This is a genomic window from Roseomonas sp. AR75 (assembly GCF_005222815.1).
Lineage (GTDB): Bacteria > Pseudomonadota > Alphaproteobacteria > Acetobacterales > Acetobacteraceae > Falsiroseomonas.
This window is the reverse complement of the sequence record NZ_STGB01000006.1, coordinates 359,493-372,131: the sequence shown is the minus strand read 5'-3', so window position 1 is coordinate 372,131 and position 12,639 is coordinate 359,493. Positions and strand designations below refer to the sequence as shown.

Annotated in this window: 11 protein-coding genes; 1 reads left to right on the top strand and 10 read right to left on the bottom strand. The window is 71.7% G+C overall.

Features of this window, described 5'->3' with window-relative positions:
- Positions 1-14: 14 nt before the first annotated feature.
- From bchC to E4T13_RS26295, 3 genes are all read right to left on the bottom strand, one after another.
- Positions 15-968, bottom strand: coding sequence for a chlorophyll synthesis pathway protein BchC (gene bchC, locus E4T13_RS26305; protein ID WP_137181320.1), 954 nt, complete (start codon positions 966-968; stop codon positions 15-17).
- Positions 969-1,045: 77 nt separating this feature from the next.
- On the bottom strand, positions 1,046-2,197 hold the full coding sequence (locus E4T13_RS26300; RefSeq protein ID WP_137181319.1) for a methyltransferase: 1,152 nt from the start codon (positions 2,195-2,197) through the stop codon (positions 1,046-1,048).
- Positions 2,194-3,063 carry a polyprenyl synthetase family protein gene (locus tag E4T13_RS26295; RefSeq protein ID WP_137181318.1) on the bottom strand — a complete coding sequence of 290 codons (870 nt, stop codon included), beginning with the start codon at positions 3,061-3,063 and terminating at the stop codon, positions 2,194-2,196. Before E4T13_RS26295 ends, E4T13_RS26300 begins: the two co-directional genes overlap by 4 nt.
- 239 nt (positions 3,064-3,302) lie before the next feature.
- Between E4T13_RS26295 and E4T13_RS26290 the strand changes: the two genes are divergently transcribed.
- Positions 3,303-4,085: a DUF2189 domain-containing protein gene (locus E4T13_RS26290; RefSeq protein WP_240791304.1), complete on the top strand. Its 783-nt coding sequence runs from the start codon at positions 3,303-3,305 to the stop codon at positions 4,083-4,085.
- Here E4T13_RS26290 and bchJ read toward each other — a convergent pair whose 3' ends face one another.
- From bchJ to hemA, 7 genes are all read right to left on the bottom strand, one after another.
- Positions 4,086-4,673, bottom strand: coding sequence for a bacteriochlorophyll 4-vinyl reductase (gene bchJ / locus E4T13_RS26285; RefSeq protein WP_137181316.1), 588 nt, complete (start codon positions 4,671-4,673; stop codon positions 4,086-4,088).
- A 62-nt stretch (positions 4,674-4,735) separates the two neighbouring features.
- Positions 4,736-6,364 carry a magnesium-protoporphyrin IX monomethyl ester anaerobic oxidative cyclase gene (gene bchE, locus E4T13_RS26280; protein ID WP_137181315.1) on the bottom strand — a complete coding sequence of 543 codons (1,629 nt, stop codon included), beginning with the start codon at positions 6,362-6,364 and terminating at the stop codon, positions 4,736-4,738.
- A gap of 75 nt (positions 6,365-6,439) precedes the next feature.
- Complete coding sequence (locus tag E4T13_RS26275) at positions 6,440-7,474, bottom strand: phytoene/squalene synthase family protein (protein ID WP_137181314.1); 1,035 nt, start codon at positions 7,472-7,474, stop codon at positions 6,440-6,442.
- A 15-nt stretch (positions 7,475-7,489) separates the two neighbouring features.
- Positions 7,490-8,416, bottom strand: coding sequence for an alpha/beta fold hydrolase BchO (gene bchO, locus E4T13_RS26270; RefSeq protein WP_137181313.1), 927 nt, complete (start codon positions 8,414-8,416; stop codon positions 7,490-7,492).
- A gap of 3 nt (positions 8,417-8,419) precedes the next feature.
- A complete protein-coding gene (locus tag E4T13_RS26265) occupies positions 8,420-10,108 on the bottom strand; it encodes a magnesium chelatase subunit D (protein WP_240791303.1) in 1,689 nt (562 codons plus the stop codon).
- An 89-nt stretch (positions 10,109-10,197) separates the two neighbouring features.
- Complete coding sequence (gene bchI, locus E4T13_RS26260; protein ID WP_137181312.1) at positions 10,198-11,244, bottom strand: magnesium chelatase ATPase subunit I; 1,047 nt, start codon at positions 11,242-11,244, stop codon at positions 10,198-10,200.
- Positions 11,245-11,318: 74 nt separating this feature from the next.
- Positions 11,319-12,530: a 5-aminolevulinate synthase gene (gene hemA / locus E4T13_RS26255; protein WP_137181929.1), complete on the bottom strand. Its 1,212-nt coding sequence runs from the start codon at positions 12,528-12,530 to the stop codon at positions 11,319-11,321.
- Between the last annotated feature and the right edge of the window lie 109 nt (positions 12,531-12,639).

Here is a 12,639-nt window from a genome sequence, read left to right as displayed (position 1 = left end):
GCCGCCCGGGGCATTCATCGGCAGTTCCTCCAGTCGAGTACCATCTTCAGGCAAAGCGGATCCTCGAAGGCGGTGCGATAGGCTTCCGCCGCCTGCGCGTAGTCGCTGCGATGCGTTACCAGGCCGTCCAGCCGGAGCCTGCCTTCCGCGAGCAGCGACTGCACCGCGGCGAGGTCGGGCTCGCGCCATTCCGCGGCGACGCGGATGCGGGCCTCGCGCATGAAGGCCGGAGGAAAGGCGAAGGACAGCGGCGCGCTGTAGAAGCCGGCGAGCACGATCTCGCCGCCCGCCGCGAGGCGCTGGATCAGCGTATCGAGCAGGCCGGAATCGCCGCTCACGTCACAGATGCATCGATAGTCGCGGCGCTCATCGCCATCCGGCGTGCGCACGTCGTAGCCCTGCGCGCCATCCGCGCGCCTCGGGTCCTGCTCCCAGACGACCGGGGGTGGCCCGCCAGCAGCGACGACGAGTCGCGCGATCAACCGCCCCAGCACGCCGTGACCGACGATCAGGTCGGGCATCACCCCGCCCGCAGCGATCGCATGCTGCGCGGTCGCAGCAAGCGCCAGCAACACGCCATCTGCGCCGAGCGCATCGTCCACCTGCACCGCGCGCGCGGCCGGCACGATCAGCCGGCGCGCCGCGCCGCCGAACAGCCCACGCACCGCCTGGCCATCGCGTGGCGCGAAACAGCGCGAGCCCGGCACGAAGACGCGCTCGCCAAGGCGCCGCTTCGCTTGCGCCCCCGCTTCCACGACGCGGCCGACGGATTCGTAGCCCGGCACCAGCGGGTATCCCATGCCGGGAAAGTTCGGCATGCGCCCAGTGAAGAGCAGGCGCTCGGTGCCGGTGCTGATCCCGCTGAACTCGACGTCGACGACGACGTCCTCCGCGCCGGGTGCGAGGAGATCGAGCCTGCTGAGTGCAAGCTTTTCTGGCGCTTCAAGGACGACAGCGAGCGTGTCCACCGGTTATTCCGAGCCTTTGTCGACCGTCAGGGTATCCTGACAAGATTTACTGTCAAGCATAATTGACACTGGAATCACTAATGCCCCGCATCTGCGACCATCACGCGCGTCAGAAGCGGGGTGTGCGTGGGCAGGAGCCGCGCGCCGGAGAAGCCAGCTTCCGCCAGCAGGGCCTGCAGCTCATCGGGCCGGCGCGGGCGCCCGCGACCCATCGCCAGCAGGTAGAAGCCGAAATAGGCATCGCCCGCCGGCTCCGCGCCCGCCGTGGCGGACATCGGCTCTGCGATCAGCAGCCGCCCCCCCTTCGGCAGCACCGCGCGGACGCGCCGCAACAGCGCGAGCACCACCGCATCGTCATGGTCGTGCAGCACGCGCACGAGGCTCACCAGGTCGGCGCCTTCGGGCAGCGGATCGGCCGTGAAGTCGCCGCCATGCACGCTGGCACGCCCTTCCAGGCCGAGTCGCGCGAAGCGCTCGCGCCCCTGTTCGGCCACCGCAGGCAGGTCGAACAGCATCAGGCGCAGATCGGGCGCGGCAGCGGCGACCGCAGCGAGGAAGGCGCCACTGCCGCCGCCGACATCGAGCAGGCAGCGATGCCGGCGGAAATCGTACGCGGCCAGCACCTCCTCCGCGACCATCGGCTGGGAGGCCGCCATCAGCGCCGTGTAGTCCTGCGTGCTGTCCCGCCCCAGCGCCTGCGGCGCGGTGGCGCCGGCATAGGCCCAGTAGCCCGACAGCGCATTGCCGCCGCGGGGCCGGCGCAGCAGCGCCACCGGGTCGGCGAGGTCGGCATAGAGCAGTGCGTGATGCTCCACCATCGCCGCGATGCCGGGATTGCCGACCATGGCCGCGCCGAGTGGGCCGAGCGCCCAGCGCCCGTCCTCGCGCTGCGCCAGCAGGTCCAGCGCGGCGGCCGCCCGCAACAGGCGCTGCAGCGCCTCCGGCGGAAGCTGCGTACGGCTGGCCAGCGCGGCTTCCGTCGCCGGCCCGTGCTCGAGCAGGTCGAACAGATGCAGTCGCACGCAGGCCAGCAGCACCTGCGAATAGACGAAGCCCGCGCAGAGATCGAACAGCGCACGCGCCCGGCGCCGTGCGAAGGGACGTGTCAGCGGGAACCCCGCAGCCCAGCGCCGGAAGCCCGGCGATGCGGTCAATCCTTCGCGCCACGTCCGGAAGCGGTCGCGCCAGCCCGGCGGCATCGCCGCCGCCATGCGCAGGCTCGCGCTCATGCCGCGGCGGCGAGCTTGCGCGGCACCAGGCGCTGCGCTTCCTGCAGCATCAGCGCGCGCAGCGCGGCCTGCCCGGGACAACACGGAATGGCGGCGACGGCAGCTTCGCTGAGCGCGCGCAGCCGTGCCACGGCGCCATCCAGCCCGAACTCCGCGACGGCGCTCGGCCGCCCCAGCACCACGTCGCGCCCGACGGGCTTGCCGAGGCTCTCCTCCGTCTCCACCGCGTCGCGCAGATCGTCCGCGACCTGATACGCCTCGCCCAGGCGGTCCCCGAGCAGGCGCCAGGATTCCGGCTCCACATGGCCGGCTGCGGCTGCGCCGGCGACACAGGCGGCAGCGAACAGCGCGCCGGTCTTCTGGCGCTGGTATTCGGAGAGATCCACCTTCGGCTCGCATTCCCAGGCCTGGCCGGCAACGATGCCGAAGGGCACGCCGACACCATCGCCGACCGCGAGGATCACGGGGCCGATCCGCTCGGGCGCGGCACAGGCGGCGCGCGCCAGTGTCTGGAAGGCGAGGATGATCAGCGCGTCGCCGGCCAGCACCGCCAGCGGCACGCCGAAGCTGCGATGCACGCTGGGCTTGCCGCGCCGCGTCTCTGCATCGTCGAAGCAGGGCATGTCGTCATGCACGAGGCTGGCGCAGTGCAGCAACTCGATCGCTGCTGCGGCGGCGGTGGCGAGTGCGGGTCGATCATCGCCGCAGGCGCCGGAAACCGCGAGGGTGAGGCGCGGGCGGATCCGTGCGCCCTTGGGGAACACCGCGTGCCGCAGCGCCGCGGCGAGGCGCGGCGGCGCACCCGTCGCCTCTGCGAGCAGCACGGCGTCCGCCAGGCTGGACTCGATGCGCGCTGCGATATCCATGCGGTGGCTCCCCCTTCGGCCCGCCGCGCCCGTCCGTCAGCGCGACAGGAGCCGACCGTCAATCTTTCCTGTCAAAGACAGTGTCAGCTTTTCCTGACAGTCAAGTCAACGCCTTTCGACGCAGCGTCCGCTCGCAGGGGTGTGAGGCGACGGCAGGCGCGACCCTCGCCATGTCGCCCGCAGCGGGCCCCGCCGGCACCGGCAAGGGCAGTCCCGCCAGCCAAGGGAAGGAGGCGTGCGTGGACAAGGTGCTGAGAACAGCTCCGGGAACCGCCACATCGGCGCCGGAGGTGCGGCGCATCGGCATGGACGCGCTGGGGGCCGCGCTGCGGGCCGGGCTGCAGGATTTCCTGCAGACGCCGACGCAGCTCATCTTCCTCTGCGTGCTGTACCCTGCGATCGGGCTGGTGGCGGCGACGCTCGCCGCCGGCGGCAACGCGATGCACCTGTTCTATCCGATGGCGGCAGGCTTCGCGCTGGTCGGTCCGATTGCGGCGCTTGGCCTCTATGAGATCAGCCGGCGCCGTGAACGCGGGCTGGCGGCAAGCTGGGTGAACGTCTTCGACGTGCTGCGCTCGCCCGCGATCGGCTCGATCTTCGCGCTCGGCGTGCTGCTGGTCGGCGTGTTCCTGCTGTGGCTTTGGGCGGCCGATGCGATCTTCGCGGCGACGCTCGGCCATCTGCCTGCGGACCTGCCGCTGCAGCAGGCGCTGTTCGAAACGCCGGAGGGCTGGCGGATGATCTGGCTCGGCAACCTCGTCGGCTTCTGCTTCGCGGCGGCGGTGCTGGTGCTGACCGCGATCTCCTTCCCGATGCTGCTGGACCGCGACGGCGGCGTGGCGGAGGCGGTGGCGACCTCGGTGCGCGCCTTCGCGGTGAACCCGCTGCCGATGGCGGTCTGGGGGCTGATCGTGGCGGTTCTGCTGTTCCTGGGGTCGCTGCCGCTGTTCATCGGCCTGGCGGTGGTGCTGCCGGTGCTGGGGCACGCGACCTGGCACCTGTATCGCGCGGTGGTCGCGTAGCTACCAGCGCAGCTCGAAGACGCAGGCGGGGGCGCCCATGGCTTCGCAGGCGACCTCCGCCACCTGCGTGCGCGGGCTGACCAGCGCGCGGAACAGCGTCTCGAAAGTGGCGGCGTAGTAGCCGCAGACCGGGTGGTCGGCGGCGCCCGCGCGCGGGATGGGGCCGCCCGCGACCTCCAGGCGCATCGGCGGGCCGGGGATGACGCGAAACGTCCCGCTGCCGGCGAAGGTCCAGGCGTGGCGGCCGATTGCGTCGGTCAGGATGCGCGCGGCGAGGCCGGCCGGCAGTCGCTTCAGCACCGCCTGGAGCACGCGCGGGATGCGGTTGGCGAGCAGGTAAAGCGCGGTGAGGCGGCCGGCCTCGCGGGAGGCAGCTTCGGCGTCGGTCTCCCCAAGCAGCGATCGCGCAACGCGATGCAGCGCGGTGACCTCCGCTTCGGGCACCATCCGGCCGGGCGGGTTAGCGAGGCGGTCGGAAAGACCCGCGCGCGCGAAGATGTCCTGCGCTCGCGCGGGCCCCAGCGCCTCTGCGAAGCGCGTCACGGCGTTGGGGCCAATGCGGGCGGCAGCGGTCAGGGCGGCGTGCATGGCTGTGTGTGGATGCCCCCACCCCGACCCTCCCCCGCTTCGCAGGGGAGGGAGAGAACGGATCAGTCCCGCGATGCGCTGTTCACGGATTCGGGCAGTTGCTGCGTGCCGCCGCCGCAGGCCTTCGCGGCCGCGGCGTTCGCGGCGGGCAGCTTCACCTTCGGGCGGTGCATCGTCTTCCACATCGCGTTGTGCGGCGCGCGGGCGGCATCGGCTGTCAGCGTGCGGCTCTCGTCGAAGTGGAAGTCCACGTTCTTCTTCGATTGCGGCCCCCAGTAGCCGACCTTGCCCAGGTCGTAGAAGGTGCGCTGGAAGCCGGATTTCGCGAAGGCCCAGAGGCAGCCCAGCATGTATTTCCGCTTCACCTTGTCGCGGATCCACGGGTAGCCCAGGAAGGTCTTGCGCAGGTAGAAGCGGCGGTAGTTGTTCATCGTGCGATCGAGCAGCGTGGCGCGGTCCATCGCCTCCGGCTTCATGATCGGCGTGACGAAGTTGTATTTCGAGAAGTCGAACACCTCGACCTTGTCGCCCAGCTCCTTGAACAGGTCGTTGAAGGGCCAGGGCGTGTACATCGCCCAGTTCGCCATGTCCGGATCCCAGTCGAGTGCCATGCGATAGGTCTCTTCCAGCGTCTCCGGCGTCTCGTTGTCGAGGCCGACGATGAACTGCGCCTCGGCCACGATGCCGTTCTGGCGCAACAGCTGGATGGCCTTCTTGTTCTGCGCGACCGTCGTCTCCTTGTTGAACATGTCGAGCTTCAGCTGCGCCGCCGCTTCCGTGCCGAGGGACACGTGGATGAGTCCGGCCTTCCGGTACAAGGGAAGCAGCGCCTCATCTCGGAGAATGTCGGTGACGCGGGTGTTGATGCCCCAGAGCACGGGCAGGTTGCGCTCGACCAGCACCTCGCAGAACTCGACGAACTTCTTCTTGTGGATCGTCGGCTCCTCGTCGGCCAGGATGAAGAAGCCGACGCCGTGGTTGCGCACCAGGTCCTCGATCTCGTCCACCACCTTCTTCGGGTCGCGCACGCGGTAGTCGCGCCAGAATTTCCACTGGCTGCAGAAGGAGCAGGTGAAGGGGCAGCCGCGCGCGAGGTTGGGAATCGCGACCTTCGTGTTCATGGGGATGTAGATGTATTTCGACCAGTCGAGGATGCCCCAGTCGGCGACGATGCGGTCCACATCCTTGATCGGCGGGCAGGCGGGCGTGGCGACCACCTTGCCGTCCTCGGCATAGGCGATGCCCTTCACGCTGCCACGTTCCGCCGGCCAGCGCCCTTCGTCCACGCAGCGCACGAGGTCGGTCAGCACCTGCTCGCCCTCGCCGCGCACGACGCAGTCGATCCAGGGCGCCTCGGCCAGCACCTGGGCGTACATGAAGGTGCCGTGGATGCCGCCGAGCACCGTCACGGCATCGGGGCAGGCTTCCTTGGCGATCTTCAGCAGCGATTCGGCCTCGTAGATGGCGGGCGTGATGGCGGTGGCGCCGATCACGTCGGGCTTCAGATCCAGCAGACGGTTGCGCACCTGATCGTGGCTCAGGTGGTTCGTCATCGCGTCGATGAAGGTGATGTCGGAAAAACCCTCGGCCTTCAGGTAGCCGGAGAGATAGGCGACCCAGGCGGGGGGCCAGTTGCCGGCGATCTCGGCGCCGCCGGAATGGTAGTTCGGATGGATCAGGACGATTCGCATTGGAACGCTCCCTCTCCGGCAAGCGCCGGACGACGCAGCGTCACCCGAAGCGGAGGTCCCTGGCCTTGATGTGTGTCAAGCCAGCCTGACAGTTGTGCCGGTGTGGTTCTCCAGGCGGTCGAACAGCTCGACCGCCCACAGCAGGCGCTCCTTGAAGCCGTTCGGCGGCCCGGCTTCGAGCGGCATGGCCTCCACCGCGCGCACCAGGAAGTCGGTGCCCGGCAGGGGCGGGGCCGCGACATCCGCGGCACGCGGGGCGGGCAGACGCAGGCTGCCGGCCATCAATCGCAGCTTGCGATGCCGGGGCACGACGGCACGGCGCGCGACGGAATCCAGGCCCTGGCGCTCCAGCTGGCGGCCGATCTCGGCATAGATCAGCCGGGCGGCCCCGATGCCGGCCCGGCAATCCCGCGGCAGCAGGGCGATACCGGCTTCGGAGCGCCGGTAGAGAACATCCGCCTGCCGCAGCAGCCGGGCGACGACGCGGCCGAGCGCGGGGGAGAAGGCCGGCGCGTCGAGGAAGGCGCGCGGCTCGATGCCTTCCGCACGCAGCCAGTCATGCGGCAGGTAGAGCCGCCCATTGCGCGCATCCTCGCCCACGTCGCGGGCAATGTTGGTGTATTGCATCGCGACGCCGAGATCGCAGGCGCGGGCAAGCGCGGCCGGGGCTCGCACGCCCATCAGCAGCGTCATGATCGCGCCGACGGCCGCGGCGACACGGGCCGCATAGGCTTCCAGCGCCGGCTCGTCCGGGCATTGCCGGCCTTCGGTGTCCCAGGCGAGACCCTCCAGCAGCGCTTCCGGCAGGGCGCGCGGGATGCCGAAGCGCGCGACGACGCGGGCGAAGGCGCGGTCGGCGGGATGGGCGGCCGGCGTGCCGGCATAGATGCCGTCCAGCCGCGCGGTGAGTTCCGCCATGCCCGCGGCGCCGCCGCCTTCGTCGATCAGGTCGTCGGCGATCCGGCAGAAGGCGTAGAGCGCGGTTGCCGGCTCCGCCACGCGGCGCGGCAGCAACCGCGCCGCGGCGGCGAAGGATTTCGAGCCGCCGGCCAGCAGGCCGCGACAGGCGGCCAGGTCGGCTTGCACGGTCTCCGGCGCGTCGAACGGCATCCCCCAGCCCTCGTGTCACCCGGCCCGACTGTAAGGCAAGTCTGACACGGAGGGCGAGATGCTTGTGCGGTCCTGCCGGCCGAACTCCTCCAGCAGCAGGTCCGCGGCCTGCCCCGGCTGTTCCTCATGCGCGAGGTGACCGAGGCCGGGCAGCCGGACGATGCGCGCCGCCGGCAGCTTCGCCCGCACGCGCTCCGCCTGCGCAGGGGGGACGGCGCGGTCGTTGCTGCCGACCGCCAGCACCAGCGCCGGCTTCAATCGCGGCAGGTCGCGCAGCAGGGGATGCAGGTCCCAGTTCGCCATCATGCCGAGCGCCGCGGCGACATGGCTGGTGTGGCGGAACAGCCGCGCATAGAGGTCCACGCCGCGCGCGGAGATGCGGCTGCCCGTGTCGATCAGCAGCCGCTCCGCCACCGCGCGGTTGGAGGCACGCCAGGCCATCAGGCTCGGCACGAAGGGCAGGCCGGCCAGCATGCGCGCGGCGCGCGTGAAGAAGGCCGCGTGCTTGTCGCCGAGCGGCTGCAGCGCGCCGTTGAAGGCCACGATGACATCGGGCGCGATGCGGCCATCCAGTGCCAGGCGCAGCGCCACGGCCGCCCCGGCGGAATGCCCCGCGACGATGGCCGGTCGCACCTGCATGGCCTGCAGCAGCGCCGCGACGGAGGCCGCCATGCCCGGCAGCGACAGGCGTTGCGGCGGCGGCAGGTCGGTGAAGCCATGGCCGGGAAGATCGGGCGCGATCACGCGGAAACTTGGCGAGAGCAGCGGCAACAGGTCGCGCCAGGAATGCGTCGCGGCGGCAGTGCCATGGATCAGCAGCAGGTCTGGCCCCTGCCCCGCGATCTGCACATGCCAGCGCAGACCGGCGGCGGTGACGAAGCGGCTGTGCTCGCGATTCGGCCAGTCGCGCCCGTCACGCTCCCAGTTGGGGCGGTCCACCATGGGTCACGCGGGCCTGGCGGCGGCGACGGCGCCGGAGAGTCGCGCGGAATCGGCGGCGGGCAGCGGCAGGTAGCGGGCGCCCATCGCCTCGGCCACGCGCTTCGCGAAGGGATGCGGGCGTGGCGCGGTGTCCACCAGCAGCGACGGGATGCCGGCAAGCCGGATCGGCGCCGCGGCGGCGAGCGCATCGGCTTCCGCCGCCGGCCTTCCCTGCGTGCCGTCGCGCGCGATGTTGGCGCGACCATCGGTCAGCAGCACGAGCAACGGCGTGCGGCCGCGCCGCGTGCTTTCGGCTGCGATGGCGGCGGCGGCCTCCATGCCGGAGGCGAGCGGCGTCGGCCCACCGCCGGGCAGGCCGGCGAGGCTTCGCTTCGCGCGCACGAGCGAGGGCGTGGGTGGCAGCAGCACCTCCGCACGCTGGCCGCGGAAGGCGACCACCGCCACCTGGTCGCGCCGCACGTAGCAATCGGCCAGCAGCATCTCCACCGCGCCCTTTGCCTCCGCCAGCCGATGCAACGCGGCCGAGCCGGAGGCGTCCACGACGAAGATCGCCGTCGTGCCCGCCTTGTGACGGAAGCGGCGGAGCCGGATGTCCTCCTTGCGCACCTGGATCGGCGGGCCGTGCGGCCGTTCGCGCCGGCGCAGTGGCTGCCAGGGCGCGGCGTTGCGCAGCGTCTCCACCAGCGCGAGGCGCGCGCCGGACCGGAGTTGGCCGGCGCGGGTACCGACGGGCCGGCCGCGCTGCGCCTGGTCGCGCCGCGCGCCGGCCTTGCCCTCGGCGCCGTTGCGCTTGCGCGCGGCGTCACGGAGTTGCAGCGCTTCGAGCAGGCCGGCGGGGAGCGCGGCGCGGGCGGCGGCGACCAGCATCTCCTGCAGGTCGCGCTCATCGGGCCCGCGATCGGGCTGGTCCTCGTTCTGCGCGCTGCTGTCGGGAGGCGGCGGCTCGGGCGGCGGAGGCTCCGGCTGGTCTTCCTCATTGGCCGGCAGGCGCGTGGCGCGCGGGGCGATAACGAGGCGCGCCGCGAGGTTGGCGTCCTCGCGGCTCACGGTGAGGCGGCCATCCAGCGCGGCGGCGGCGCGGGCGGCGCGCAGCGCGAAGAGCGCCGCGCGGGGATCGTCCACGCCGAGCGCGGCAGCGGCGGCGCAGAGGGCCTCCGCGACGTCGTCGTTCAGCGTGACGTGCGGAAGCAGGGTGCGCGCATCCTGCGCTGCACTCACGGCACTTGATGCCGCCGCGGCGACGGAGTCGGGCAGCGTGATATGGAAAGCGAGGCGGGCGCGCAGCGCGGCGGGCGCGACCTCCTCGGGCGCGATTCCCTCGTCCAGCGCCACCAGCGCGAAGCGCGCGGGCAGACGGTCCGACAGGCCGTCGCGCTGCATGACGACGGCGCCGGCATCCATCACGGCGCAGATGCGCGCGGCGGTCGCCGTCTCCATCCGCTCCGCCATGGCAGCGAGGAGGATGCCGCCATCGGCCTCGGCCAGCACGCCGCGCTCGGCGATCGGGCGGCCGGCGGCGAGGGTCGCGGACAGGTCGAGCCCGCCGAGCAGGCGGCTGTCCGGCACGCCGAGCGGCAGGCGGCGCCAGGACGTGCCGTGCGGCAAGGCGGAGCGCAGCACGGCGAGCCAGGCATCGCGGGCGGCGCCGGGCGGGGCGCGCAGCACTGCGCCGCCGAGGCCCAAGGGATCCACGGCAAGCAGCCGTGCGGCCTGCTCGATATCGGCGGCGAGAAAGCCCCGACCCTCCCCCGCTGACGCGGGAGAGGGAGAAGCGCGCATGGTCACGCCGGCAGCACTTCCGCGAGCGCACGCTCCACGCGGGTCGCGGCAACGGATTCGTCGAGCGGATCGCGCCGCAAGCGGTGGCGCAGCGCGGGCGAGGCGATGCGGCGCAGATGATCGAGCGTGACCTCGCGATCGCCATCGAGCGCCGCGAGCGCGCGCGCGGCACGCATGAGCGTCAGCTCGCCGCGCAGGCCATCGGTGCCGAGGGCGAGGCAGAGGCGCGTCGCCGCTTCCAGCGCCGCTTCCGGCACGCGCACCTTGGGCAGCAGGCGCCGCGCGGCCAGCAGGCGCTTGCGCGTCGCCGCTTCCTCCTTCGCCCAGGCGGCGCAGAAGCGCTTCGGGTCGCGATCGAAGGAATCGCGCCGCTTCACCACCTCGATCCGCGTCGGCAGGTCCTGCGGCGTGCGCACCTCCACCGCGAGGCCGAAGCGGTCGGTGAGCTGCGGGCGCAACTCGCCTTCCTCCGGGTTGCCGCTGCCGATCAGCACGAAGCGGGCGGGATGGCGGATCGAAATGCCCTCCCGCTCCACGACATTCTCGCCGGAGGCCGCGACATCCAGCAGAAGGTCCACCAGGTGGTCCTCCAGCAGGTTCACCTCGTCGATGTAGAGGAAGCCGCGATGCGCGCGGGCGAGCAGGCCGGGCTCGAATGCCTTCACGCCTTCGGCCAGCGCGCGTTCGATGTCGAGCGCGCCGGTCACGCGATCCTCGGTGGCGCCGAGCGGCAGGTCCACCACGGGCACCGGCACCGTGATCGCCACGCGCCGCGGGGCGGCGCGGCAGGCCTCGCAGAGCTGCGCGGGGCGCGCGGGATCGCAGGCGAAGGAGCAGCCCGCCACCGCCTTCATCGGCGGCAGCAGCGCGGCGAGCGCGCGCACCGTGGTGGACTTGCCCGTGCCGCGGTCGCCGAAGACCAGCACGCCGCCCAGCGCGGGATCCACCGCGGCGATCAACAGGGCGAGCTTCATCTCGTCCTGCCCGACGATGGCGGAGAACGGAAACACCGGCCGCGCGACGGGCTTCGCTGCCCTGCGCGACCGCATCGGACCTGCCGCGGCGTCGTCCTGCACCTCCGCGGCCCGCCCGGCTCCCCTCCCCTGGGAACCGGCGGCGTCCATCAGGCGGCCCGCCTCAGGCTGAACTGCGACCAAACCGCCTCCAGGCTCGCGACCAGATGGTCCATGTCGGCGTCGCTGTGCACCGGGCCGGGCGTGATGCGCAGCCGCTCCGTGCCACGCGGCACCGTGGGGTAATTGATCGGCTGCACATACACACCGTAGTGGTCCAGAAGGATGTCGCTGATCGCCTTGCACTGCACCGGGTCGTAAACCATCACCGGGACGATGTGGCTGGGATTGTCGAGATGCGGCACCTGGATCGCATCCAGCCGCCGGCGCAGCGTGCGGGCGCGTTCCTGCAGTGCCTCACGCTCCTCGTTGCTGCCCTTCAGATGCGCAATCGCCGCACGCGCACCGGCGGCGACGGCAGGCGGCAGCGCCGTGGAGAAGATGAAGCCCGAGGCGAAGCTGCGGACGAAATCGCACATCGCCGTGCTCCCGGCGATGTAGCCGCCGATCACGCCGAAGGCCTTGGCCAGCGTACCCTCGATGACGGTGACGCGGTGCGCCACGCCATCGCGCTGCGTGATGCCGCCGCCGCGCGCGCCATAGAGCCCCGTGGCGTGGACCTCGTCGCAGAAGGTCATCGCGCCGAACTCATCGGCGGCGTCGCAGATCGCAGCGATCGGCGCGATGTCGCCATCCATGCTGTAGACCGATTCGAAGGCGACCAGCTTCGGTGCATCCGCCGGCAATTCGGCCAGGACGCGGCGCAGATCCGCGACGTCATTGTGGCGGAACAGGCGCCGCTCGGCCCGGGAATGGCGCATGCCCTCGATCATCGAGGCATGGTTCATCTCGTCGGAGACGATGACGCAGCCGGGCATCCGCGCCGCGAGGGTGGACAGCGTCGCCCAGTTCGACATGTAGCCGGAGTTGAACAGCAGCGCCGATTCCGTGCCGTGCAGATCGGCCAGGTCACGCTCCAGCAGGACATGCTCATGGTTCGTGCCGGAGATGTTGCGCGTGCCGCCGGCGCCGGCGCCATAGCGATCGAGCGCCGCATGCATCGCCGCCAGCACCTTCGGATGCTGCCCCATGCCGAGATAGTCGTTGCTGCACCAGACCGTCACTTCCCGCGCGCGGCCGCCATCGTGGCGGATGGCGCGGGGAAAGCTGCCGGCCTGCCGCTCGATATCGGCGAAGACGCGGTAGCGCCCTTCGCGCCGGAGGCCGTCGAGCTGCCCGCGGAAGAAGCTTTCGTAGTTCATCTTGGCCCCCAGTGACGGATCGGCGCCGAGCGGCACGGGCGCTGTCGCGGCGGCGCGGCGCGACAGGCAATCTGATGGCGGAAGGGCGCAGCGGCCTTGATCGGCATCA

Bases quoted from the DNA above. Each gene is read 5' to 3' on its own strand.
- E4T13_RS26300 (WP_137181319.1), bottom strand. From the start codon at position 2,197: ATGAGCGCGAGCCTGCGCATGGCGGCGGCGATGCCGCCGGGCTGGCGC.
- E4T13_RS26295 (WP_137181318.1), bottom strand. From the start codon at position 3,063: ATGGATATCGCAGCGCGCATCGAGTCCAGCCTGGCGGACGCCGTGCTG.
- bchJ (WP_137181316.1), bottom strand. From the start codon at position 4,673: ATGCACGCCGCCCTGACCGCTGCCGCCCGCATTGGCCCCAACGCCGTG.
- bchE (WP_137181315.1), bottom strand. From the start codon at position 6,364: ATGCGAATCGTCCTGATCCATCCGAACTACCATTCCGGCGGCGCCGAG.
- E4T13_RS26275 (WP_137181314.1), bottom strand. From the start codon at position 7,474: ATGCCGTTCGACGCGCCGGAGACCGTGCAAGCCGACCTGGCCGCCTGT.
- bchO (WP_137181313.1), bottom strand. From the start codon at position 8,416: ATGGTGGACCGCCCCAACTGGGAGCGTGACGGGCGCGACTGGCCGAAT.
- bchI (WP_137181312.1), bottom strand. From the start codon at position 11,244: ATGCGGTCGCGCAGGGCAGCGAAGCCCGTCGCGCGGCCGGTGTTTCCG.
- hemA (WP_137181929.1), bottom strand. From the start codon at position 12,530: ATGAACTACGAAAGCTTCTTCCGCGGGCAGCTCGACGGCCTCCGGCGC.